This window comes from Ensifer sp. CCNWLY38, from assembly GCF_037120565.1.
Lineage (GTDB): Bacteria > Pseudomonadota > Alphaproteobacteria > Rhizobiales > Rhizobiaceae > Ensifer > Ensifer adhaerens_H.
In genome coordinates this window covers 425930-448701 of record NZ_JBBBBO010000005.1, presented here as the reverse complement: position 1 = coordinate 448701, position 22772 = coordinate 425930, and the positions used below count along the sequence as shown (strand labels likewise).

General features: G+C 62.5%; 20 protein-coding genes. 17 read left to right on the top strand and 3 right to left on the bottom strand.

Annotation, left to right across the window (positions count from 1 at the left end; translation table 11 throughout):
- Positions 1–151 precede the first annotated feature (151 nt).
- The gene (locus V7S54_RS14150) at positions 152–1096 is read right to left on the bottom strand and encodes a LysR family transcriptional regulator (protein WP_065376836.1); all 945 of its coding nucleotides are present in this window, start codon (positions 1094–1096) and stop codon (positions 152–154) included.
- A 238-nt stretch (positions 1097–1334) separates the two neighbouring features.
- On the opposite strand from V7S54_RS14150, the gene V7S54_RS14145 reads away from it, so the two are divergent.
- The 7 genes from V7S54_RS14145 (at position 1335) to V7S54_RS14115 (ending at position 8838) form a co-directional block, all read left to right on the top strand.
- Positions 1335–2540, top strand: coding sequence for an ABC transporter substrate-binding protein (locus V7S54_RS14145; RefSeq protein ID WP_065376835.1), 1206 nt, complete (start codon positions 1335–1337; stop codon positions 2538–2540).
- A gap of 4 nt (positions 2541–2544) precedes the next feature.
- Positions 2545–3327: an ABC transporter ATP-binding protein gene (locus V7S54_RS14140; RefSeq protein ID WP_065376834.1), complete on the top strand. Its 783-nt coding sequence runs from the start codon at positions 2545–2547 to the stop codon at positions 3325–3327.
- Between the two features lies 1 nt (position 3328).
- Positions 3329–4030 (top strand): ABC transporter ATP-binding protein, encoded by a 702-nt coding sequence (locus tag V7S54_RS14135; protein WP_065376833.1) that lies wholly within the window; start codon positions 3329–3331, stop codon positions 4028–4030.
- A 3-nt stretch (positions 4031–4033) separates the two neighbouring features.
- The gene (locus tag V7S54_RS14130; protein WP_065376832.1) at positions 4034–4921 is read left to right on the top strand and encodes a branched-chain amino acid ABC transporter permease; all 888 of its coding nucleotides are present in this window, start codon (positions 4034–4036) and stop codon (positions 4919–4921) included.
- The gene (locus V7S54_RS14125; protein WP_065376831.1) at positions 4914–5909 is read left to right on the top strand and encodes a branched-chain amino acid ABC transporter permease; all 996 of its coding nucleotides are present in this window, start codon (positions 4914–4916) and stop codon (positions 5907–5909) included. Before V7S54_RS14130 ends, V7S54_RS14125 begins: the two co-directional genes overlap by 8 nt.
- A 94-nt stretch (positions 5910–6003) precedes the next feature.
- Positions 6004–7599 carry a GMC family oxidoreductase gene (locus V7S54_RS14120; RefSeq protein WP_065376830.1) on the top strand — a complete coding sequence of 532 codons (1596 nt, stop codon included), beginning with the start codon at positions 6004–6006 and terminating at the stop codon, positions 7597–7599.
- Between the two features lie 240 nt (positions 7600–7839).
- The gene (locus V7S54_RS14115; protein WP_419178186.1) at positions 7840–8838 is read left to right on the top strand and encodes a Tim44 domain-containing protein; all 999 of its coding nucleotides are present in this window, start codon (positions 7840–7842) and stop codon (positions 8836–8838) included.
- Positions 8839–8904: 66 nt separating this feature from the next.
- Here the strand turns inward: V7S54_RS14115 and V7S54_RS14110 are convergent, their stop codons facing one another.
- Positions 8905–9846 carry a LysR family transcriptional regulator gene (locus V7S54_RS14110; RefSeq protein WP_065376839.1) on the bottom strand — a complete coding sequence of 314 codons (942 nt, stop codon included), beginning with the start codon at positions 9844–9846 and terminating at the stop codon, positions 8905–8907.
- An 84-nt stretch (positions 9847–9930) separates the two neighbouring features.
- On the opposite strand from V7S54_RS14110, the gene V7S54_RS14105 reads away from it, so the two are divergent.
- From V7S54_RS14105 to V7S54_RS14070, 8 genes are all read left to right on the top strand, one after another.
- The gene (locus V7S54_RS14105) at positions 9931–10419 is read left to right on the top strand and encodes a DMT family transporter (RefSeq protein ID WP_065376828.1); all 489 of its coding nucleotides are present in this window, start codon (positions 9931–9933) and stop codon (positions 10417–10419) included.
- A gap of 156 nt (positions 10420–10575) precedes the next feature.
- Positions 10576–12054 (top strand): aldehyde dehydrogenase family protein, encoded by a 1479-nt coding sequence (locus V7S54_RS14100; RefSeq protein ID WP_065376827.1) that lies wholly within the window; start codon positions 10576–10578, stop codon positions 12052–12054.
- 117 nt (positions 12055–12171) lie between these two features.
- Complete coding sequence (ppk2, locus tag V7S54_RS14095; RefSeq protein WP_065376826.1) at positions 12172–13092, top strand: polyphosphate kinase 2; 921 nt, start codon at positions 12172–12174, stop codon at positions 13090–13092.
- A gap of 224 nt (positions 13093–13316) precedes the next feature.
- Positions 13317–14159 (top strand): MurR/RpiR family transcriptional regulator, encoded by an 843-nt coding sequence (locus V7S54_RS14090; RefSeq protein WP_065376825.1) that lies wholly within the window; start codon positions 13317–13319, stop codon positions 14157–14159.
- Between the two features lie 285 nt (positions 14160–14444).
- A complete protein-coding gene (locus V7S54_RS14085) occupies positions 14445–15908 on the top strand; it encodes an MFS transporter (protein ID WP_065376824.1) in 1464 nt (487 codons plus the stop codon).
- Positions 15905–16564 carry an aspartate/glutamate racemase family protein gene (locus V7S54_RS14080; RefSeq protein WP_065376823.1) on the top strand — a complete coding sequence of 220 codons (660 nt, stop codon included), beginning with the start codon at positions 15905–15907 and terminating at the stop codon, positions 16562–16564. Before V7S54_RS14085 ends, V7S54_RS14080 begins: the two co-directional genes overlap by 4 nt.
- Positions 16565–16697: 133 nt before the next feature.
- Positions 16698–17288, top strand: coding sequence for an ankyrin repeat domain-containing protein (locus tag V7S54_RS14075; protein ID WP_065376822.1), 591 nt, complete (start codon positions 16698–16700; stop codon positions 17286–17288).
- A gap of 29 nt (positions 17289–17317) precedes the next feature.
- Positions 17318–17821 (top strand): YHS domain-containing (seleno)protein, encoded by a 504-nt coding sequence (locus V7S54_RS14070; protein ID WP_065376821.1) that lies wholly within the window; start codon positions 17318–17320, stop codon positions 17819–17821.
- 83 nt (positions 17822–17904) lie between these two features.
- Here V7S54_RS14070 and V7S54_RS14065 read toward each other — a convergent pair whose 3' ends face one another.
- Positions 17905–20121, bottom strand: coding sequence for an adenylate/guanylate cyclase domain-containing protein (locus V7S54_RS14065; RefSeq protein WP_065376820.1), 2217 nt, complete (start codon positions 20119–20121; stop codon positions 17905–17907).
- A gap of 169 nt (positions 20122–20290) precedes the next feature.
- Here V7S54_RS14065 and V7S54_RS14060 point away from each other — a divergent pair, with 169 nt between their 5' ends.
- On the top strand, positions 20291–21709 hold the full coding sequence (locus V7S54_RS14060; protein WP_065376819.1) for a DUF1254 domain-containing protein: 1419 nt from the start codon (positions 20291–20293) through the stop codon (positions 21707–21709).
- Positions 21710–21726: 17 nt separating this feature from the next.
- The gene (locus tag V7S54_RS14055) at positions 21727–22752 is read left to right on the top strand and encodes a DUF1254 domain-containing protein (RefSeq protein WP_065376818.1); all 1026 of its coding nucleotides are present in this window, start codon (positions 21727–21729) and stop codon (positions 22750–22752) included.
- The last annotated feature ends 20 nt before the right edge of the window (positions 22753–22772 follow it).

The following is a 22772-nucleotide window of genomic DNA, read 5'->3' as shown; positions in this document are numbered from 1 at the left end:
AAACTTCAAAAAAGAACAAGCTATTGATTTCAATCACAATTTTCGACTGTTGATAAACCCTGTCGATTCTGAGGAGCTCATTCGCGGGCTTTCCGTGCGCAAATCACCCCTTGGCCCTGCCAAATCAGATCTCTCCCCCATCGGGCAGAAATTACGTCCGCGACACGCGCCGCAGGCTCGCCACCTGCGGCGTCGATTCACGGGTGAAATACGACCGGTTCTCTCGCACGATCTGCATCAGGAACTCACGCACCGCCCTTACCCGCGGCACCGCCACCAGATCCCGGTGGCAGACCATCCAGTAGGTACGCTTGAGTTCGATCTCTTCGGGAAGGACGATTTCGAGACCCGGCTCTTCCCGCGCCATGAAGTGCGGCAGCACGCAAAGACCAAGCCCCTGTCGTACCGCCTTCAGCTGCGTCAGGATGCTCGAACTCTGGAAATGGGCGCGCAGTCCCGGCTGCAACTCGCCGAGGTAATCGAGACCGGGCGCGAAGATCATGTCTTCGATGTAGCCGACGAAGCGATGCGCCACGAGGTCGTTGCGGCTCTTGATCGGCGGATGTTTCGCCAGATAGCCGCGCGCGCCATAGACATGCAGCGTATAGGGGGTCAGCACCTCGGAGTGATAGGGCCCGGCCTTCGGCGCCGTCAGCGCCACCTGGATGTCCGCCTCCTTGCGTGAAAGCGACATGATCTGCTGGATCGCCACCAGTTCGAGCGAGACGTTCGGATAGTTTTCGGCAAAATCCGCCAGCCGATCGGCAAGGAAGAAATTGCCAAAGCCTTCGAGCGTGCTGAGCCGGACGACGCCGCGCTGCGCCGTCAGGCCGTCGTTGATGTCGAGTTGCAATTGTTCGGTCTCGCGTTCGATGCGCTCGGCCGTCTCGATGAAGCGCTGCCCCATGCCGGTCAGCACGTAACCGCGCGGATTGCGCTCGAAGAGCTTCACCTTGAGGGCGAATTCCAGCCGGTCGATCCGCCGCGAAACCGTGGCGTGGCTGGTTCTCAGCCGCCGCGCCGCCGTCGACAATTGCCCGGTGCGGGCCACCGCCAGAAAGAACTGCAGGTCGTCCCAGGTAAAATTCGGATTCATCGCCACTCCCCATCTGTTCGAAAATGAACAGACCCTGTTTGCAATTTACGGTCGGCGGCGCTTGCATCCAAGCGGTTTTTTCCGGATTGTACCGGCCAGTGCCGACATCTGAGGAGCATGTCTGGCCAAATTTGAACAGAACGGAATGAACGACCCGGCATCGCCACTGGCACGCCGGAACCCGCGCCTGTTTTCACGCGGCATTTCGAGAGGGTTCGCGTCTCTGGAGGAGAACATAATGACGAAGAAACTGATCGTAACATTGGCAGCTATGCTTGCCAGCAGCACGGCCGCTTTCGCCGATGCATCCGACGGCAAGGTCAAGATCGGCATCCTGAACGACCAGTCCGGCGTCTATGCCGACTTCGGCGGCAAGTCCTCCTATGAGGCGGCGCTGATGGCGGTCGAGGATTTCGGCGGCAAGGTTCTGGGCGTGCCGGTGGAAGTGATCACCGCCGACCACCAGAACAAGGCCGACATCGCCTCGAACATCGCCCGCCAATGGTACGATACCGAACAGGTCGACAGCATCATGGAGCTCACCAGTTCCTCGGTCGGCCTTGCGGTGCAGGCGCTGTCGAAGGAGAAGAAGAAGATCACCATCAACACCGGTGCTGCGACCACCGAGCTGACCGGCAAGCAGTGCTCGCCCTATGGTTTCCACTGGGCCTATGACACCCATGCGCTTGCGGTCGGCACCGGCGGTGCACTCGTCAAGCAGGGTGGCGACAGCTGGTTCTTCCTGACCGCCGATTATGCCTTCGGCTATTCGCTCGAGGAAAACACCGGCAACTACGTCAAGCAGAACGGCGGCACCGTTGTCGGTTCCGTCCGCCATCCGCTGGCGACGACGGATTTCTCCTCCTTCTTGCTGCAGGCGCAATCCTCCGGCGCCAAGGTGATCGGCCTTGCCAATGCCGGCCTCGACACCTCGAACGCCATCAAGCAGGCGGCCGAGTTCGGCATCGTCCAGGGCGGTCAGCGCCTGGCGGCGCTGCTCTTCACACTTGCCGAAGTCCACGGCCTCGGCCTCGAGGCGGCGCAAGGGCTGACACTCACCGAGGGCTTCTACTGGAACCGCAACGAAGAGAGCGCCAAATTCGGCAAGCGCTTCATGGAGCGCACCGGCAAGATGCCGAACATGGTGCATGCCGGCACCTATTCGGCCGTGCTTTCCTATCTGAAGGCGATCGAAAAGGCCGGCACCGACGATGCCGACGCGGTTGCCAAGGAGCTGCGTGCGCTGCCGGTCAACGACGTCTTCGCCGAAAACGGCAAGGTCGCGGAAAACGGCCGCATGATCCACGACATGTACCTCTTGGAAGTGAAGAAGCCGGACGAAAGCAAGGAATCCTGGGACTACTTCAAGGTGCTCGCCACCATTCCAGGTTCCGAAGCCTTCATCGATCCGGCCAAGAGCGGCTGCGACCTCGTGAAGTCGTAACGCGATGAGCGCACCGGTTACCGAACCGAATGGCGCACCGCGGGTGGTTCTCTCCGCCCGCGGTCTGCGCCGTGACTTCGGCGGCTTCACCGCCGTCAACAACGTCAATCTCGACGTCCATCATGCGCGCGTGCATGCGCTGATCGGCCCGAACGGCGCCGGCAAGACAACGGTCTTCAATCTGTTGACCAAATTCCTGCAGCCGACCGACGGCACGATCACGCTGCTTGGCGAGGACATCACGCGCACGGCGCCGGACAAGGTGGCGCGCATGGGGCTGGTGCGCTCCTTCCAGATCTCCGCCGTCTTTCCGCATCTGACGGTGCTCGACAATGTGCGCGTGGCGCTGCAACGGCCGAACGGGCTTGCGACCCAGTTCTGGAAGCCAATCTCGGCGCTCGACAGTCTCAATGCCAAGGCCGACCAGCTGATCCGATCGGTTGGCCTGGATCGGGAGCGCAATGCCGTTGCCGCTGATCTATCCTATGGCCGCAAGCGCGTGCTGGAGATCGCGACGACACTGGCGCTCGATCCCAAGGTGTTGCTGCTCGACGAGCCGATGGCCGGCATGGGCCACGAGGATGTCGGCATGGTCGCCGAGATCATCCGCGAAGTGGCGCGCGAGCGCGCAGTACTGATGGTCGAGCACAATCTCTCCGTCGTCGCAACGCTCTGCCACCACGTCACCGTGCTGCAGCGCGGCGAGATCCTAGCCGAAGGCGACTATGCCCAGGTGTCGGCCGACCCGCGCGTGCGCACCGCCTACATGGGCACTGAGGAGGCCTGAGATGAAACCATTGTTGAAAGTTTCCGGCCTCAATGCCTGGTATGGCGAAAGCCACATTCTGCATGGCGTCGACCTTTCGGTCGGCGAAGGCGAGATGGTCACGCTTCTTGGCCGCAACGGCGTCGGCAAGACGACCACGCTGCGCTCGATCATGGGCATCGTGCGCAAGCGCAAGGGCGAGATCAGCTTTGCCGGCGTGAACCTGATGAAAGTGCCGCTGCACCGGGTCGCGCATCATGGGCTCGGCTTCATTCCGGAGGAGCGCGGCATCTTCTCGACACTGTCGGTCCACGAAAACCTGCTTTTGCCGCCGGCGGTCGCCAAAGGCGGCATGACGATCGACGAGATCTTCGAACTCTTCCCGAACCTCTACGAGCGCCGCAGCAGCCCCGGAACCAAGCTTTCCGGCGGCGAGCAGCAGATGCTGGCGATCGCCAGGATCTTGAGGACCGGCGTGCGCATGATGCTGCTCGACGAGCCGACCGAAGGGCTTGCCCCTGTTATCGTCCAGCGCATCGGCGACGTGTTGAAAACCTTGAAGCAGCGCGGCATGACCGTGCTTCTCGTCGAGCAGAACTTCCGCTTTGCCAGCAAGGTTGCCGACCGCTTCTATCTGATGGACCATGGCCAGATGGTCGGCGAATTCCCGGTCTCGGAACTCTCCGCCCGCATGGACACGCTGCATGACGTGCTGGGAGTCTGAGCGATGAGCACGATTTTCGGAATTCCCATGCAGGCCTTTCTCGGGCAATTGCTGATCGGGCTGATCAACGGCTCGTTCTACGCCCTCCTGAGCCTTGGCCTTGCCATCATATTCGGCCTCTTGCGGGTCATCAATTTCGCCCATGGCGCGCAATACATGCTTGGCGCCTTCTTCGCCTGGCTGCTGTTGTCGTATTTCGGCCTCGGCTACTGGCCGGCGCTGATCATCGCACCTGTTGCCGTCGGCCTCGTCGGCGCGGTCATCGAGCGCACCATGCTGCGGCGGCTCTATACGCTCGACCCGCTCTATGGCCTGCTCTTCACCTTCGGCCTGGCGCTGACGATCGAGGGCACCTTCCGCTATCTTTATGGCGCCTCCGGCCAGCCCTATGCGACGCCGGCAGCCCTTGCCGGCGGCACCAATCTCGGCTTCATGTTCCTGCCCATCTATCGCGGCTGGGTGATCGTCTTTTCGCTCATCATCTGCATCGGCACCTGGCTGGTGATCGAGAAGACCAAGCTTGGTTCCTATCTGCGTGCCGCCACCGAAAACCCGGTGCTGGTGCAGTCCTTCGGCATCAACGTGCCGTTCCTTCTGACGCTCACCTATGCGCTGGGAGCCGCCTTGGCCGCCCTTGCCGGGGTGCTCGCGGCGCCGATCTACCAAGTCTCGCCGCTGATGGGCTCGAACATCATCATCGTCGTCTTCGCCGTGGTGGTCGTCGGCGGCATGGGCTCGATCATGGGCGCGATCGTCACCGGCTATCTACTCGGCGTCGCCGAGGGGCTGACCAAGGTCTTCTATCCGGAAGCCTCCAACATCGTGATCTTCGTGATCATGGCCATCGTTCTCCTGATACGGCCGGCAGGCCTCTTCGGCCGGGATGCTTGATATGACGCTGACACTCGACATCGAAAAACCGAAGGAAAAGAGCCCGGTCGTCGTGCAGACGGTGTTCCTGGGCGTGGGGCTGGCGCTGCTCCTCCTGGCGCCGCTGTTCTTCTACCCCGTCTTCCTGATGAAGCTGCTCTGCTTCGCGCTCTTTGCCTGCGCCTTCAACCTGCTGCTCGGCTATACCGGCTTGCTCTCCTTCGGCCATGCGGCCTTCTTCGGCGGAGCTGCCTATTTCACCGCGCATGCGGTCAAGGAATGGGGCCTGCCGCCGGAGCTCGGCATCCTCGTCGGCGTCGCCGGCGCGGCATTGCTCGGGCTGATCGTCGGCTACCTCGCAATCCGCCGACAGGGCATCTACTTCGCCATGATCACGCTCGCGCTGGCGCAGATGTTCTATTTCTTCTGCTTGCAGGCGGAATTCACCAAGGGCGAAGACGGCATACAGTCCGTGCCGCGCGGCCACCTCTTCGGCTTCATCGACCTGAGCCAGTCGACGAACATGTATTATTTCGTGCTCGGCGTTTTCGTCATCGGCGTCGCGATCATCTGGCGCATCATTCATTCGCCCTTCGGCATGATCCTGAAATCGATCCGTGAAAACGAGACGCGGGCCGTGTCGCTCGGCTATTCCGTGCGCAACTACAAGCTCGCCGCCTTCGTGATGTCGGCGGCACTCACCGGGCTTGCCGGCGGAGTCAAGGCGCTGGTCTTCCAATTCGCGACGCTGACGGACGTCAGCTGGCAGATGTCGGGCGAAGTGATCCTGATGACGCTTCTCGGCGGCATCGGCACGCTGATCGGCCCGCTCTTCGGCGCCGGCCTGGTGGTGACGCTGCAGAACTATCTCGCGACATCGGAATTCCCGGTGACGATCATCACCGGCCTCGTTTTCATGGTCTGTGTGCTGGTCTTCCGCCGCGGCATCGTCGGCGAGTTCTATCATTCGCGGCTCGGCCGCAAACTCGGTTTTGAACACAGACAGTAGCTGGCCTCCCACCGTCCGTGGTTTCACGGACGGAAGAAGCCGTCGCCCGATCCCGTTACCTGAAGGGTCGAGCCCCGAACATTGAGAGAGATCCATGGACACGTTCGACTATATCGTCGTCGGGGCGGGTAGCGCCGGCTGCGTGCTTGCCAATCGCCTTTCCGAAAACCTAGGGCATCGCGTGCTGCTGCTCGAGGCTGGCGGCCGCGACAATTACCACTGGATCCATATTCCGGTCGGTTACCTCTACTGCATCAACAACCCGCGCACCGACTGGTGCTTTACGACGGCCGCCGAAGAGGGTCTCAACGGCCGTTCCCTCGGCTATCCCCGCGGCAAGGTGCTTGGCGGCTGCTCGTCGATCAACGGCATGATCTACATGCGCGGCCAGGCGCAGGACTACGACCATTGGCGCCAGCTCGGCTGCACCGGCTGGGGCTGGGACGACGTGCTGCCGCTCTTCAAGAAGTCGGAGGACCACTATAAGGGTGCCAACGACATGCACGGCGCTGGCGGTGAATGGCGGGTGGAAAAGGCCCGCGTGCGCTGGGACGTGCTCGACGCGTTCCAGAAGGCCGCCACCGAAGCCGGCATTCCCGAAACGCCAGATTTCAACCGCGGCAGCAACGAAGGCTCCGGCTATTTCGACGTCAACCAGCGCTCCGGCATACGCTGGAACACGGCGAAAGCATTCCTGCGCCCGGCGCAGAGACGCGGCAACCTCACGGTTCTGACGAAGGCGCATGTGCGCAAGCTGATCATCGAAGGCGACCGCATCGCCGGCGTCGAGTTCCAGCACAACGGCACGGTCAAGCGCGCCCGTGCCAGTCGCGAGACGGTACTTTGCGCCGGCGCGATCGGCTCGCCGCAGATACTTGAACTCTCCGGTATCGGCCGCGGCGACGTGCTTCAGGCAAACGGCATCGAGCTCCTCCACGAACGCGGGAACGTCGGCGAGAACTTGCAGGATCACCTGCAGCTTCGCATGGCCTACAAGGTGACGGGCGTGCCGACGCTCAACGAAAAGGCCAATTCGCTTTTCGGCAAGGCGTCGATCGGTCTTGAATATTTGCTGAAGCGGTCCGGCCCCATGGCGATGGCGCCAAGCCAGCTCGGCATCTTCACCCGCTCCGGCCCGGAGAAGGAAACGCCCGACCTGCAGTATCACGTGCAGCCGGTCTCGCTGGATAAATTCGGCGAACCTGTTCATTCCTTCCCGGCGATCACCGCAAGTGTGTGCAATCTTCGCCCGGAAAGCCGCGGCTCGGTGCACCTCAAAGGCCCGGACTTCGCCGCGGCACCGGACATCCGGCCGCGTTACCTGACCGCAGAGGCCGATCGCAACGTCGCCGTCAGCGCCATTCGCCTGACCCGACAGATCGTCAAGCAGCCGTCCTTCGCCCGCTTCAATCCGGTCGAGTTCAAACCGGGCCCGTCCTATGAGACGGAGGACGACCTGAAGCGCGCGGCTGGCGACATCGGCACGACGATCTTTCATCCGGTTGGGACCTGCCGCATGGGTGCCGATCCGGAAAGTGTCGTCGATCCCGAACTGCGCCTGCGCGGCCTCAAGGGCTTGCGCATCGCCGACGCCTCGATCATGCCGACCATCACCTCGGGCAACACCAATTCGCCGACGATCATGATCGCCGAAAAGGCGGCAAGCCTGATCCTGGCAGCCAATCGCTAGCGAAAATGCGGGGTGGAATGCGACATCCAGTGTGATCGAAGGTGCTGATTCCACGCCGGATTCGGGCCGGAGCGCGGCAGCGGATAACGGTAAACTGGCCGAAATACGACGCGAAACGCTTAAATCACGGGCCTTGAACCCCTATATCAGGCCCTGATGGCTCAGTTTTGAGCCCAAGCAAGATTAGGGGTTGAGATGGCAATGCAGCGATTTGGGCGTTTTGGACGAGCTCTGGCAATGATGGCGATCGGCTTGACCGTCGCGCTGACAGTCGTGGACGTCGCCGAAGCGCGGCGTTCGGGCGGCGGCTTCGGCAGCCGCGGCACCCGCACCTTCTCGCAGCCGCCCGTCACCCGGACCGCACCGACCAACGCGGCACCGATCGACCGTTCGATGACGCCGCGCCAGGACGCCGGCCCCGCCGCCACCAATCCGGCGGCCGGCCAGACGCGCCCGAACGCGACCCAGCCGAACGCCCGTCCGGGCTTCTTCAGCGGTTTCGGCGGCTCGCTGCTCGGCGGCCTCATGGTCGGCGGTCTGATCGGCATGCTGATGGGCGGCGGCTTCGGCGGTGCGGCCGGCTTCCTCGGCCTGATCGTGCAGATGCTTCTGATCGGTGGGCTGATCATGCTCGCCATGCGCTTCTTCGGCCGCAACCGCCAGCAGACGGCCTATGCCGGCCCGTCCGAGCGGTCGTCGGCTCAGCCGAACGGTATGCCGTCGTTCAAGATCCCCACCATCGGTGGCGGTCAGGCCGGCGGCCAGGCGAACGCGCGCCCGACCGCGGCGCCGACACCGGCCCCCGTCACCGACGGGCCGGCCGATGAAATCGGCGTCCAGCAGGCAGACCTCGAACAGTTCGAAAAGATGCTGAAGGACGTGCAGGCCGCTTACGCCGCGGAAGACTACGGCACGCTGCGCCGCCTGACGACGCCGGAAGCCATGTCCTACCTCGCCGAAGAGCTCAGCGACAATGCGACGAGCGGCGTCAAGAACGATGTGCGCGACGTGCACCTTGTCCAGGGCGACGTGGCCGAAGCCTGGTCCGAAAACGGAACCGACTACGCGACCGTTGCCATGCGTTACGAAAGCATCGACGTGATGCGCGACCGCACCACGGGCAAGGTCATCAGCGGCGATCCGGACAAGCTGACCGAAGCGGTCGAACTCTGGACCTTTGTCCGCAAGCCCGGCGCGGAATGGCAGGTTTCGGCGATCCAGGGCGTCAGCCACGACTGACGCGAAACTGAGCTTATCAGAAAGGCCCGGTCGGCATTGCCGCACCGGGCCTTTTCGTTTTCAGGATCATACTTCTGGGGTTCGGGCAGCGGCGGAAGGCGCCTCCGACGGCGCGAGAATGTGGGTGATCAGTTCCCGGAGCCAGCGGTGGGCAGGATCACCGTCGCGCCGCCGATGCCAGATCTGACGGAACGAAAAAGGCGGGATGGCGAAGGGCGGATCGAAGACGGTCAGTGACCCAGCCTCAGCACCACGCGGCAGGATGCGGCGTGCCACCGTAAGCACCATGTCCGTACCGAGAACCAGGCCGGGCGCAGCACTCCAATGGGGCAGCGCCAGCGCAATGCGGCGTTTGTGCCCCGCGGCCGCCAGCGCCAGGTCGATCTCGTTGCCGGTATCGCCGCGCAGCGAAACGAGAATATGCGGCCGCTCCAGATAGGCCGTCAGATCCATGGTCTTCTCGCCACCAAGGCTCGCGCCATCTGCCAGGCAGGCGAAGTGCTCCGTAAACAGGAGCGATGTCCTCAGATCCTCGGCCAACGTCGGAAACACCCCGAGCGCCAGATCGATCTCGCCATCGACGACTTGCGACATCATCACTTCACGGCTCGCCTGGCTGACAATGAGGTCGACGTTCGGCGCCTGCCGGCGCAGCACCGCCATCAATTGCGGCAGCAGAACGAGGGCGGCGTAGTCGGACATCGCGAGCCGAAAGATATGGCGCTCCATTGCCGGATCGAACGGCTGAGACCCCATGAGCTGGCGCATATGCGCCAGGGCCTCGGCAAGCTGTGGCGCGATCTCCAGCGCCCGCACCGTCGGTTCAAGCTGTCCGCCATGGCGCACCAGCAAGGGATCGTCGAAAAGAGCCCGCAAGCGCGCGAGCGCATGACTGACCGCCGGCTGGCTCTTGTTCAGTCGCAGGGCCGCACGCGACACATGGCGTTCCGCCAGCAGGGCATCGAGCACCACCAGCAAGTTCAGGTCGATTCCGCTGAGATTATTCATGAAACGCATATAACACGTGCGAAATTGGAATTTCCATTCCTCACATCGATGCGAGAGGATGAGGCAATCAAGAAGGAAAAAACAATGCCCACTCTCTCCTCCCTCCTCATGCTTGCCGCGGCGATCTTCGCCGGCGCCCTCGTCCCCCTCCAGGCCGGCGCCAATGCCAACCTTGGCCGCCTCCTCGGCCATCCGCTCTGGGCGACGGTCGTCTCGCTCGGCGTCAGTCTCGCGCTCATCCTGCCGATGCTGATCGCGTTGCGGGCGCCGTTGCCCAGCCTTGCGGCGGCATTCAAGGGTCCGTGGTGGATCTGGATCGGCGGCGCCGCCGGCGTGATCTATATCACCGCTGCTCTCCTCCTTGCGCCGAAGCTCGGCGCGGCAAGCTTCATCGTCGCCGTCATCGCCGGCCAGATGGTGGTCTCCCTGCTGATCGATCACTTCGGCCTGATGGGTTTCCCCGCAAAGCCCGTCAATGCGGCGCGACTGACCGGCCTGCTCTTCATCGTCGGCGGCATGGTGATTACACAGATCGCCAATGTTGCTCCGGCATTGGCCAATGCAACGCGATAGCGGATAGCCTCAAAGCAGACGCATGGTCGCGCGGGCGGGTTACCGACCATTAAGCGACGTCTCCGAACCAAAAAGATCAACGGCAGCCGTAACTTGCGACTGGCGCGCTTCGCACAGACTGGCCATACTTGCTCCGGGCTTTTTAAGGGGTATGGCATGCAGGATCGGTTGTTCATTGATGGAAAATGGGAAAAACCACGGCGCGGCGGTACGCTCGACGTCATCGACCCGGCGACGGAAGAGATCATCCATCGCGCTCCGGCGGCAACCTACGAGGATGTAGACCGGGCGACAAAGGCCGCCCGCATCGCCTTCGACAGCGGCCCCTGGCCGAAGCTGTCAGGCACGGAGCGTGCCGTCTATCTCCGAGCGATCGCTGCGAAGATCGAAGAGAAGCGCCACTCGCTGGCGCGGCTCGAAGTCGCCGACAACGGCAAGCCGCTGCCGGAAGCGCTCTGGGACATCGACGACGCCGCCGGCTGCTTCCGCTTCTATGCCGGCCTCGCCGAGGAACTGGACGCCGATCCGGAGGAGACGATCCCCGTCGGCGACAGCCGCTTCACCGCACGCGCCGTGCGCGAGCCGCTCGGCGTGGTCGGTGCCATCACCCCCTGGAACTATCCGCTGCTGATGGTGTCCTGGAAGGTGGCGCCGGCGCTAGCCGCCGGCTGCACCATCGTGCTCAAACCCTCCGAACTGACGCCGCTAACGGCGCTTGAGCTTGGCGTCATTGCCGAGGAAGTCGGGCTGCCACCCGGCGTGCTCAATATCCTCACCGGCACCGGCCAGGATGCCGGCCAGCCGCTCACCGAGCATCCGCTGATCGACAAGCTCGCCTTCACCGGCTCTGTCGTGACTGGCCGCAAGGTGATGATGGCCGGCGCCCAGGACATCAAGAATGTCAGCCTCGAACTCGGCGGCAAGTCGCCCTTCGTCGTCTTTGCCGACAGCGACATCGACAAGGCCGTCGAATGGATCATGTTCGGCATCTTCTGGAACCAGGGCCAGGTCTGTTCGGCAACCTCGCGGGTGCTGGTCGAGGAGGAGATTTACGAGACCGTCGTCAGCCGTCTTTGCGAAGAGGCCGCGAAGATCAAGATAGGCAATGGCCTGGAGGACGGCACGCTGCTCGGGCCGATCGTCTCCCGCGGCCAATATGACAAGGTTATCGGCGCCATCGATCGCGCCCGGCAGGACGGTGCCACGGTCGCTGCAGGCGGTGGCCGCCCGGCCGGCCTCAACAGCGGCTACTTCCTCGAGCCGACCGTGCTGACCGACATGCGCGAAGACAGCTTCGTCTGGCGCGAGGAGATCTTCGGCCCAGTCGTCTGCGTCAAGCCGTTCCGCGAAGAGGCGGACGCGATCCGCATGGCCAATGACAGCCGCTTCGGTCTCGCGGCGGCTGTCATGTCGGCTGACCGCGAGCGTTGCGAACGCGTCGCCCGGGCTTTTCGCGCCGGTATCGTCTGGGTCAACTGCTCGCAGCCGACCTTCACCGAGGCTCCCTGGGGCGGCTACAAACAATCGGGCATCGGCCGCGAACTCGGCCGCTGGGGCCTTTCGAACTATCTCGAGACCAAGCAGATCACCAGCTTCGACACCGACGAACCCTGGGGCTGGTATATGAAGGGATAGGGGCGATCAGGGGCGCAAAAGTCCCGGCGTCAAATTCCTTTCATGCGTCTGTGAAATAAGCCGACTAACGATAGTATTTGCAAAGCTGTCGGTGGACACATCGTATCGGAGGGTCAGATGAACAGGTCGAACGACGAGATCGAGACGCAGGACTGGCTGGAAGCGGAACTGGCCGACACGCTCGACGAAGACTACGAACTCGAGCTTTCAGAACCGGCGCTCTCTGAAGAGATCCGCAAGATCTATCGCAAGAGCCACCCGCCGACGATCCCGCGCATCGATTATTTCCGTGCGCTGCTGAAGCTGCAGTCGGAGCTGATCAAGCTGCAGGACTGGGTGGTTCACCACAAGGAAAAGGTGGTGGTGATCTTCGAGGGACGTGACTCCGCCGGCAAGGGCGGCGTCATCAAGCGCATTACCCAGAGGCTCAATCCGCGCGTCGTGCGCGTCGTCGCGCTGCCGGCACCCTCCGACCGCGAAAAGACGCAATGGTATTTCCAGCGCTACGTGCCGCATTTGCCGGCCGGCGGCGAGATCGTTCTGTTCGACCGCTCCTGGTACAACCGCTCCGGCGTCGAGCGGGTCATGGGCTTTGCCACCGAAGATCAGGTCGAGCAGTTCTTCAACGACGTGCCTGAATTCGAGCGCATGCTGGTGCGTTCGGGCATCCGACTGGTCAAGTACTGGTTCTCGATCACCGATGAAGAACAGCAGATGCGCTTCCTCGTGCGCATCCACGATCCGCTGAAGCAGTGGAAGCTCTCGCCCATGGACCTGCAATCGCGGGTGCGCTGGGAAGGCTATACCAAGGCCAAGGAAGAGACCTTCGCCCGCACCAACATTCCGGAAGCGCCCTGGCATATCGTCGAAGGCAACGACAAGAAGCGTGCCCGGCTCAACTGCATCGATCACCTTCTGATGCAGTTCCCCTACGAGGACGTGCCGCACGAGGAAATCTCGCTGCCGGAACGCGTCTTCAACCCGGATTACGAGCGCAAGGTGCTGCCGCCGGAACTTTACGTGCCATCGAAGTACTGACGGCGGGGCTACTGCATGTCTCCTTAAATCGACCTCGATTCAAGGACGAAGACATGCAGCAAATCAAAGTGCTACAGCGACCTTTGCGCGTCTGATAAGACGCGCGGCGCTGTAGGACCTTCCTCCGTTCCCAGTTGAAAGCGAGGCGGCACCCGCCCGCCTCGCTTGCAATGTCCTCTCGAAAATCAGAGATTGCCGTGAAACGACAGTTTCATGGAATCGACATGAGCCCCAAAGAACGCTCCTTCCTCACGCGCGTCCGCCAGGTGCTGCCGGAGCTGCATCCGGCCGAGCGGCGGCTGGGGGATTTCCTTTGCGATTTTCCCGGCGAGGTCGCGAGCTACTCGGCCCAGGAACTGGCGGCGCTGGCGCACGTGTCGAAGGCGACCGTCTCCCGCTTCATCCAGCGCTTGGGCTACGACAACTACGAGGAGGCGCGCCGTCATGCCCGCGCCGACAAGCAGACGGGCTCGCGGCTGTTCCTTGCGACTGCCACCGACAGCGGCGGCGAACAGTCGCTCTCCTCACATGTGGCGCAAGGCGTCGCCAACATCGAGGCGACCTTTCTCGCCATCTCCGAGACCCAGGTGACGGCGGCGGCAACCGCCATTCTCGGCGCCCGCAAGGTCTGGGTCATCGGCTTCCGCGCCAGCCATTCCTTCGCCACCTATCTGCAATGGCAGATGACGCAGGTGATCGAGAACATCAGCGCCATACCCGGAGGCGGCCAGACGCTTGGCGAACATCTGGTCAGCATCGGCCGCGACGATGTCGTCATCCTCTTCGGACTGCGCCGGCGCGTCTCCCTCATGGAGCCGACTCTCGGACAGTTGGAAAAATCGGGCGCGCGGCTGCTTTACATCACCGACGAGGGCGTGCCCTTCCTCAACCAGGCGGAATGGCATTTCCGCTGCCAGACACTGGCGCCAGGCCCCCTCTTCAACCACGTCTCGGTCATGGCGCTCTGCCATCTCTTGACGACACGATGCATCGAAATCGCCGGCACGGCCGGTCGAAACCGGCTCCGCGGCATCGAAGCCATCAACGATGCGCTGGAGGAATTGTGAGCGTGGATTGGGCCGCGGCCTGAAACGCCAGATTATTTTTTGCACATAAGAAACTTCAGTTTCCTTCGCTTGCGCCACGACAGCCAGCCTCCAAGCCGCTGACAGAAAAGACGAAACTGAGGTTTCGCTTAAGATGGCACGAAACCTGCATTCCGCAGATTGATGCGGCGAAGGGCTCCGTCCTTTCGCAGTGCATCATCGAATCTTCTATGAAACCATAATTTCATGATGTAGATTTCATGAAACTGAATTTTCACGTTGTTGAGCCATAAAGGGGAACGAACCATGGCAGCGGAAAATATGGTACCGTCCGGCAGGTCATCGCCGGTCATCAGACAGTTGGAATCAGCCTTCACCAAGATCGGCGTCACCGGCGCCCACAAGCAGATCCTCGCCCTCGTGCTCATCGGCTGCCTGTTCGACAGCTTCGAGCAGAACACCATCGGCGTCGCCGGCCCGATCCTGAAGGAACATTGGGGTCTCACCGGCACCGACATCGGCTTCCTCAACACCATCACCTTCGGCAGCGCCGCCCTCGGCCGTCTGCTCTCCGGCATCCTTGGCGACCGCTACGGCCGTCGCGTGATGCTGACCATCAACCTCCTGCTTTTCACCATCGGCTCGGCCGCCTGCGCCATGGCGCCAAACTTCGCCACCCTCTGCTTTGCCCGCGCCATCGTCGGCTTCGGGGTCGGCGGCGAGATCTCCACGGCGGTGACGATGCTGTCGGAATTCTGCTCGCCAAAATTCCGCGGCACGGCGGCCGGCCTCGTCAATGTCGGCGCCGGCGGTTTCGGCAACTTCCTGGCGCCTGCCTTCGGCCTGATGATCTTCACCCTCTTCCCGGGTGAAAACAGCTGGCGCTGGCTTTTCGCCTCGCTCGCTCTGCCGGCCCTGCTCGTCGTCTTCTATCGCCGCTTCGTGCCGGAAACACCACGTTTCCTGGCATCGCAGGGCAAGATCGACGAGGCCAACAAGGTGCTTTCGATCCTCGCCTCCGGCTCGCTGCGGCCACGCAATCTCAAGGTGCAGGAGTATCTGACCAAGGATCACCTCAAGGACGAAGAACCGGTCAAGAGCGATTGGAAGGAACTCTTCCGCGCGCCCTTCATCGGCCGCACCATCCCGGTCGCCATCGCCATCCTGATGAGCTACGGCGCCCAGCTTTCGGTGCTGACACTGATGCCGATCATCTTCGTGTCCATGGGCTACACGCTCCAGGGAAGCCTGCTCTACAGCATGATCATCCAGAGCGGCAGCGTGCTCGGCGCCGTCGCCGCTTCGATGTTCGGCTACTACTTCCCGCGCAAGAAGGTGCTAACGCTCGGCGCTGTCTTCGCCTGCCTTGCGGCAGTCTCGATCGCCTATCTCGGCACCAACATCTACCTCGTCCTGATGTTCGGCGCGATCTTCCAGTTCTTCGTTCTCCTGCTCAACACCTCGATCTGGATCTATGCGCCCGAACTCTTCCCGACCCGCATCCGCGCCTTCGGCGTGGCGCTGATCCTGGCAACCGGCTCGGCTGCGGGTTCCTTCATCCCAACCATCGCCGGCGCCCTCTTCGACGTCTACGGCATGGTCGGTGTCTTCGGTCTCGCCGCCGGCATGTATGCGGTCTTCGCCTTCTGCATCCAGCTCGGGCCCGAGACCTACGGCATGTCGATGGAAGACCTGACCCAGCCTGCGGACGCCGACCTCGCAAAGGCTGACACTTCTGAAATCAAAGTCGGCGCGGAACTGAGAACGTGAGCTCACATATCCTTCTGATCAACCCGAACAGCTCGCATGCCACCAGCGACATGATGGTCGCCATCGCACGCCGGGCTGCATCAGGACGCATGGCCGTGGCAGTCGCCACGGCCATGCGGAACCCGCTGATGATCGTGACGCCCGAGCAGTTGGATGCGGCCGCTGCCGAAGTCGTCGAGATTGGCGAAAGGCATGGGGCTGGATGCCTCGGTATTGTCGTCAGCGCCTTCGGCGATCCCGGCCTTGCCGCCCTCAAACGCCGCCTCGCGATCCCCGTGATCGGCATCTGCGAGGCCTCGATGATCGAGGCCTCGCAGGGCGGCCGCAAGTTCGGCGTCGCCACCACGACGCCGGAATTGATCCAGGCGATCGACGACCGCGCCCGCGATCTCGGCGTCTGGGACCAGTATACCGGCATCCGCTGCACGTCAGGCGACCCGCTCGCGCTCTCTGCCAATCCGGAGCGCCTGCTGGAAGCCCTCGGCGACGCCGTCCGTCAGTGTGTTGAATTGGATGGCGCCGAGGCCGTCATCATCGGTGGCGGCCCACTCGGCCAGGCGGCCGAACAGCTCCAGCCGCTGTTCCCGACGCCGATCATCGCGCCCATTCCGAGCGCTATCGACCGCATGCTCGACCTGATGCAGGTCGCCGCCTGACAGGCATTCATCATCGCAGCCACCCAAAAGGAGTATGGATCAGGCGGCGGTAATGCCTGTTTCCACCGGTCGCCCTGTGGTATTTTCGCTTTCTCCAATTAGGCGAGACCGAAGCTGGGGCGGAGGTTGCGCGATGAATTCTATCCTGGCAGCATTCGTCGTGGTGGCGTCCTTTGCCGCGGCGGCCATAGCAGGTCCTTTGCATGACGCAGCACGGGACGGCGACACAGAACGCGTCAAACAGTTGCTCGATCAGGGAACCGACATAACCGAGCCCGATGCGGCTGGCGAGCCGGCGCTGCTGATCGCCGCTCTGAAGGGGCGCACGGAAGTTGTAGCGCTTCTCATCGACCGCGGCGGCGACATCGAGATTCGCAACAAAGGCGGCCTGACGGCGCTGCACGCCGCTGCCTATGGCGGCAATCTCGAAACCGTCAAGCTGCTCGTCGCCAAGGGTGCTACCGTCAACGACGTCGCCAACTTCTACAAGATGTCGCCGCTGCATGCGGCAGCCGAAGAGGGCCACGCCGAGATCGTGGCTTTCCTGCTGACCAACAAGGCCGACATCGAGGCCAAGGAACGCAACGGCTACACCCCGCTGACGCAAGCGGGGTGGCGCTCCCACTGGCCGGCCGCCGAGCTGTTGCTGAAGGCTGGAGCCACCTGCCAGAAGGCCGACCTCGTCGGCGACTGGCTCTACGGCGAATGCACCAAGCGACAATAACAAGCACATCCGGAAACGGAGGACATGGCATGTCTCGATATCCGATAGCGGGCGCAATCGCGGCGACGGCGGTGCTGTTCGCATTCGCCAGCCCGGCGTTGGCGGAAGAACCTGTCAACACCGGCTATTTCGGCGACGTGGCGATCAAGGGTTATGATCCGGTCGCTTACTTTACAGAGAACAAGGCGGTCGAAGGATCGCCCGAATTCAGCTATCGCTGGCTCGGCGCCACCTGGCAGTTCGCAAGCGCCGAGCACCGTGACCAGTTCATCAAGGAACCCACTCGCTATGCGCCGCAATATGGCGGCTACTGCGCCGATGGCGTCTCCTTCGGCACGGTGACGACCAACATCGACCCCAAGGCCTGGCGCATCATCGAGGACAAGCTGTACCTCAGCTACGACCCCGGCGCTGCAGACGGCCTTGTGAAGAACCCGAACAAGGTGGTCGATTCGCGCAAGCACTGGTCCGAGGTCGAGCAGACGCTGCTCACCGAGAAGACGTCGATCAACTGGACGAAGCCCTCGCCCTAAAGCAGTTCCAGGAAAAGTGTGTAGCGGTTTTCCGTCCGGAACAGCGTCAATGGAGTGAGTGCTTCGATGCCGGGTGACTGCCGTCACCTCTCGATCGAGAAGAACTTCAGCGCCTGCGGCGTGACGTTGATGTAGTCCGCCGTGCGCTCGCCCTTTGCCGTATTGCGGTAGACGTAGCCGCAAACCATGCGGTCGAGGAAATATCCGTCATACTTCTCGCAGAGCTGGTTGCCCTTCACTTCGACATGGCCGGTGATGTTGGTGTTGCTGGTGCGGTAGGCGGTGTTTCCGGCCTTGTCGAAGAACTGCGCGAAGCTCGTGCCGTTCTTGTGCACGCCAACCCAGGTCTTGTCATCGGTCAATTGCTTGAGTTCCGCCGGGCCAAGCCGGTCGCTGGCAGCACCAACAAAGCCGAAGGGCCATTCCGGAATGCCAGCGACACGCAGGCCGAAAAGGTGACGATAGAGGTCCTCTTCGCGCCAGTAGTCATAGAGATAGCTATAATAGGTCAGGTTGGTGTCCGGGAAGAGTTTTAGCAGTTCCGCGGCTACTGCCGCTGCGCTCTGCTGGTCGCCGCGCTGGGCATAGGCCGAGGCGAGATACTCCTTCACGGCTTCCGCCTTCGGCAGCGTCTCGCGCGCCGCTTCGATCAATGGGATCGCCTTTTCGAGGCGGCGCGCAGTGTAGTAGACGATGCCCGCCAGAAGCTGCAGGCTCGATGAGGGCGACGGATCGAGCCTGAGTGCCCGTTCGATATCGTCTAAGGCCTGCTCGTGCTCCCCGGTCTGGGCAAGGACCAGCGCCAGGTTGGCGAGCGCCTCGGCATCGTTGGGCTGCATCGAGACGGCCCTGAGCGCCGATTCCTTTGCCTCCGAAGCGCGTCCATCGACGAGCTGCAGCAGCGCCAGCACCGTGTGGGCGCGCGCATTGTTGGCGTCGAGTTTCAACGCCTGCCCGGCAGCATCATAGGCGATCTTGCGTGCCACGGCCGCCGACCAGAGATAGTTGTAGTCGTTGCGCCAGACGTCGACCGCGATGCGCGCTATGCCGGCATGAGCATCGGCGAAATTCGGATCGAGATCGATCGCCCGCTGGTAAAAGGCGAGTGTCTGACGATTGGTCTCGACATCGCGCCAGATAAGGCCTTGCTGCTCGGCGCGCATGTAGTTGTCATAGGCTTCGAGATTATCCGTGGGGATCCGCGCCAACCGGTCGCGTTCGCCCTCGCTGAGTTTGACCTCAAGCGCTGCAATGATTTTGCCGATGACGTCATCCTGGACGGCGAAGAGATCGGCATATTGCCGGTCGTAGCGCTCCGCCCACAGCGAAAGACCGCTCATCGCGTCGATGAGCTTGACGTTGATGCGCAGCCGCTGGTCGGCCCGCTGCAGCGTGCCCTCCAGCACATAGTGCACGCCGAGTTCGGCAGCCACGTCCTGGATCTTGGTGGCGCTCCCTTTGAGCGCAAACACCGAGTGCCGGGCGATGACGAAGAGGCCGGACACCTTGGACAATTCGGTGATGAGATCGTCGGTCAGTCCCTCGGCCAAGTGGTCGTGGTCGCTGTCGCCGCTGACATTGATGAAGGGCAGCACCGCGACGGAAGGCTGGTCCGGCAGGGGATAGGCGAAACGCTGCGCCGGGCCGTCGGGCCCGATCCATGCCCACGGCTGCCACCAGGCGAGCGCGGCCGAAATTGCGATCGCGGCAAGCCCGATCACCAGCCCCTTTGCCCAGGCAGTATTTCGTCGGTTTTTCTCAACAACCGTCCTGCCTGCGGCTTCCGGGTCCAGGAGCACACGGTAGACCCGGATCGGATCGCCGAGCCCCTTGACCGGCTGCTGCCCGAGCGACACGAAACCGACCTTCAGCTTGGAGCTGATCTGGTCATAGGCCGTGCCGGATATCGCAATGCCGCCAGGCTGCGCCAGCGCCTGCACCCGGTCGGCGATGTTGACGCCATCGCCATGGATGTCGTCGCCCTCGACGATGATGTCACCGAGATTGATGCCGATGCGGAAATCCAGCCTCTCGCCATCTGGCCCCTTGCCGGCTTCTGCCGCCTTGCGCCTCTGGATCTCGATTGCGCATTGCGTCGCATCGACGACGCTGCGGAACTCGACGAGCAGCCCGTCGCCCATCGTCTTCACCAGACGCCCGTGATGCTCGATAAAAAACGGCTCCAGGATGTTGGAAAGGTCCGACTGGAATCGCAGGCGCGTCCCTTCCTCGTCCAGCCGGCTCAGGCGGCTGTAACCGACGACATCCGCGAACAGGACGGCAGCGAGACGGCGCTCCATCGACGAGCTCTCAACGTACGATGTACTCCAGCGCAGATGTTACCGCAGCTTGGCAGGCGGCGCCATCGGCGCGCACAGGCCAACGCTTGCTCAGCGCCGTAACCGTTACGTACTTGCGGTGCCCCATCGAACTGGCACGATTGTTGGCGATTATCGGAAGGAAACCGCCATGCTCAAACGACGATCACTGCTGATGCTCGGCGCTCTTGCAACGGCGCTGCCGGCACTCAAGGCAACGAGAGCGAGTGCCGCCGATATCGGTCTGTCCGCAGAAGAGGCGCGCGCCATTGCCAAGGACGCCTATATCTACGGCTTCCCGCTCGTCGACAACTATCGGATCCAGCACTCCTACTTTGTCGACGCCAGCGGGCCGGAGTTCAAGGCGCCCTGGAACGAACTCGTCAACAATGCCCGCGTCTACACTCCGGACGACAAGGCGATCCAGACCCCGAATTCCGATACGCCCTATTCCTATGTCGGCGCCGATCTCAGGGCAGAGCCGTTGGTGTTCACCGTGCCGGCGGTCGAGAAGGGGCGTTACTATTCCCTGCAATTCATCGACCTCTACACATTCAACTTCGCCTATGTCGGCAGCCGCGCCACCGGGAATGAGGCAGGAAGTTACCTGTTGGCCGGCCCGAACTGGAAAGGCGAGACCCCTGGCGGCATCACATCCGTGATCCGCTCCGAGACCGAGTTCGCCTTCGTGCTTTACCGCACACAACTCTTCAGTCCCGGCGACATAGAAAACGTCAAGAAGGTCCAGGCCGGCTACAAGGTCGAGCCGCTATCGAAGTTCCTCGGCCAGCCGGCCCCGGCACCAGCACCCGCCGTCGACTTCATTGCCCCCTTGAGCGCTGCCGACGAAAAAACCTCAGCCGATTTCTTCAAAGTTCTCAATTTCATCCTGCAGTTCTGCCCCACGCACCCCTCCGAGATAACGCTGATGGAGCGTTTCGCCGACCTGAACATCGGCGCCGGCAAGACATTCGACCTGCAGGCCTTCTCGCCGGACATCCAGAAGGCGGTCTCAGACGGCATGGCGGATGCCTGGGCTGCCTTTAAGGAACACAAGGAGACCATGATCGATACCGGCAAGGCTTCGAGTGCCGACAGCTTCGGCACACGGGAATTCCTGAAGAACGACTATCTGCAGCGCATGTCAGGCGCCGTGCTCGGCATCTACGGCAACTCGAAGGACGAGGCCCTCTATCCCGCCTATTTCATCGACGACCAGAAGAAGCCGCTGACCGGCGCCGGCAAATACACCCTGCGCTTCGAGCCCGGGCAACTGCCGCCCGTCAACGCCTTCTGGTCTCTCACCCTCTATGAGCTGCCGTCCAGCCTGCTCTACGCCAATCCGCTTAACCGCTATCTCATCAACTCGCCGATGCTGCCGAACCTGAAAAAGGACGCCGATGGCGGTTTGACGCTCTATGTCCAGAACGAAAGCCCCGGTCCCGACAAGGAGGCCAACTGGTTGCCGGCTCCCACCGGCCCGTTCTTCATGGCAATGCGGCTCTACTGGCCGAAACCGGACGCCTTGGATGGCAAGTGGAAAGCCCCATCGCTGCAACACGTCAATTGAGCACCGAGGACCCTGACATGACAACATCTCGCATGGCCTTCGCTCTGACAGCGGCTCTCGTCGGCATCAACCCGTTGCAGGCGGCCGCCGCCGAGCCCGTTACGGTCGGCGTCGACAACTTCGTTCGCGCCGAGAGCGACATGTATCTGGCTTCCATGGTAAAGGACGGCGGCTTCGGCAAATTCGTGCACCGACGCGAACCCGCTTCGATCGACAATCAGACCGTCATTCGCCTCAATCGGGACACGCTCTATTCGTCGGCCGTGTTCGATCTCGATGCCGGCCCTGTGACCGTCACCATGCCGGACGCGGGAAAACGCTTTATGTCGTTGCAGGTGGTCAACGAAGACCACTATGTACCGGAGGTCGTCTACGGCGCCGGCGAAACCACGCTGACGAAAGAAAAGGTCGGCACGCGCTACGCCGTCGTCGGCGTGCGGACCCTCGTCGATCCCGCCGATCCGAAGGACCTTGCCGAAGTCCATGCGCTGCAGGACGCGATCAAGGCCAGCCAGCAGGCAGAAGGCAAGTTCGAGGTCCCGGCCTGGGATCCGGCAAGCCAGAAGAAGGTGCGCGAGGCGTTGCTCGCGCTCGGCGCCACCATGCCGGACTTCAAGAAGGCCTTCGGCACCAGGGAAGAGGTCGATCCGATTCGCCACCTGATCGGCACGGCGACCGGCTGGGGCGGCAATCCGGACAAGGACGCAACCTATCTCAACGTCACGCCGGCCAAGAACGACGGCAAGACGGTCTACAAGCTTACCGTCAAGGACGTGCCGGTCGATGCCTTCTGGTCGGTCAGCGTCTACGACGCGCAAGGGTTCTACGAGAAGAACCAATATGACGCCTACACCATCAACAACATCACTGCGAAGAAAGCTGATGACGGCAGCGTCTCGATCCAGTTCGGCGGCTGCGACGGCAAGATCGCCAACTGCCTGCCTGTGGTCGACGGCTGGAACTATACCGTGCGGCTCTACCGGCCCCGGAAGGAGATTCTCGACGGTTCCTGGCACTTTCCCGAGTCGCAGCCGGTGAACTAGGCTTCCCGTGTCGCGAATCA

Excerpts from the sequence above, each read along its gene's own strand:
- V7S54_RS14150 (WP_065376836.1), bottom strand. The coding sequence starts at position 1,096 with ATGAATCCGAATTTTACCTGGGACGACCTGCAGTTCTTTCTGGCGGTG.
- V7S54_RS14145 (WP_065376835.1), top strand. The coding sequence starts at position 1,335 with ATGACGAAGAAACTGATCGTAACATTGGCAGCTATGCTTGCCAGCAGC.
- V7S54_RS14140 (WP_065376834.1), top strand. The coding sequence starts at position 2,545 with ATGAGCGCACCGGTTACCGAACCGAATGGCGCACCGCGGGTGGTTCTC.
- V7S54_RS14135 (WP_065376833.1), top strand. The coding sequence starts at position 3,329 with ATGAAACCATTGTTGAAAGTTTCCGGCCTCAATGCCTGGTATGGCGAA.
- V7S54_RS14130 (WP_065376832.1), top strand. The coding sequence starts at position 4,034 with ATGAGCACGATTTTCGGAATTCCCATGCAGGCCTTTCTCGGGCAATTG.
- V7S54_RS14125 (WP_065376831.1), top strand. The coding sequence starts at position 4,914 with ATGCTTGATATGACGCTGACACTCGACATCGAAAAACCGAAGGAAAAG.
- V7S54_RS14120 (WP_065376830.1), top strand. The coding sequence starts at position 6,004 with ATGGACACGTTCGACTATATCGTCGTCGGGGCGGGTAGCGCCGGCTGC.
- V7S54_RS14115 (WP_419178186.1), top strand. The coding sequence starts at position 7,840 with ATGGCGATCGGCTTGACCGTCGCGCTGACAGTCGTGGACGTCGCCGAA.
- V7S54_RS14110 (WP_065376839.1), bottom strand. The coding sequence starts at position 9,846 with ATGAATAATCTCAGCGGAATCGACCTGAACTTGCTGGTGGTGCTCGAT.
- V7S54_RS14105 (WP_065376828.1), top strand. The coding sequence starts at position 9,931 with ATGCCCACTCTCTCCTCCCTCCTCATGCTTGCCGCGGCGATCTTCGCC.
- V7S54_RS14100 (WP_065376827.1), top strand. The coding sequence starts at position 10,576 with ATGCAGGATCGGTTGTTCATTGATGGAAAATGGGAAAAACCACGGCGC.
- ppk2 (WP_065376826.1), top strand. The coding sequence starts at position 12,172 with ATGAACAGGTCGAACGACGAGATCGAGACGCAGGACTGGCTGGAAGCG.
- V7S54_RS14090 (WP_065376825.1), top strand. The coding sequence starts at position 13,317 with ATGAGCCCCAAAGAACGCTCCTTCCTCACGCGCGTCCGCCAGGTGCTG.
- V7S54_RS14085 (WP_065376824.1), top strand. The coding sequence starts at position 14,445 with ATGGCAGCGGAAAATATGGTACCGTCCGGCAGGTCATCGCCGGTCATC.
- V7S54_RS14075 (WP_065376822.1), top strand. The coding sequence starts at position 16,698 with ATGAATTCTATCCTGGCAGCATTCGTCGTGGTGGCGTCCTTTGCCGCG.
- V7S54_RS14070 (WP_065376821.1), top strand. The coding sequence starts at position 17,318 with ATGTCTCGATATCCGATAGCGGGCGCAATCGCGGCGACGGCGGTGCTG.
- V7S54_RS14065 (WP_065376820.1), bottom strand. The coding sequence starts at position 20,121 with ATGGAGCGCCGTCTCGCTGCCGTCCTGTTCGCGGATGTCGTCGGTTAC.
- V7S54_RS14060 (WP_065376819.1), top strand. The coding sequence starts at position 20,291 with ATGCTCAAACGACGATCACTGCTGATGCTCGGCGCTCTTGCAACGGCG.
- V7S54_RS14055 (WP_065376818.1), top strand. The coding sequence starts at position 21,727 with ATGACAACATCTCGCATGGCCTTCGCTCTGACAGCGGCTCTCGTCGGC.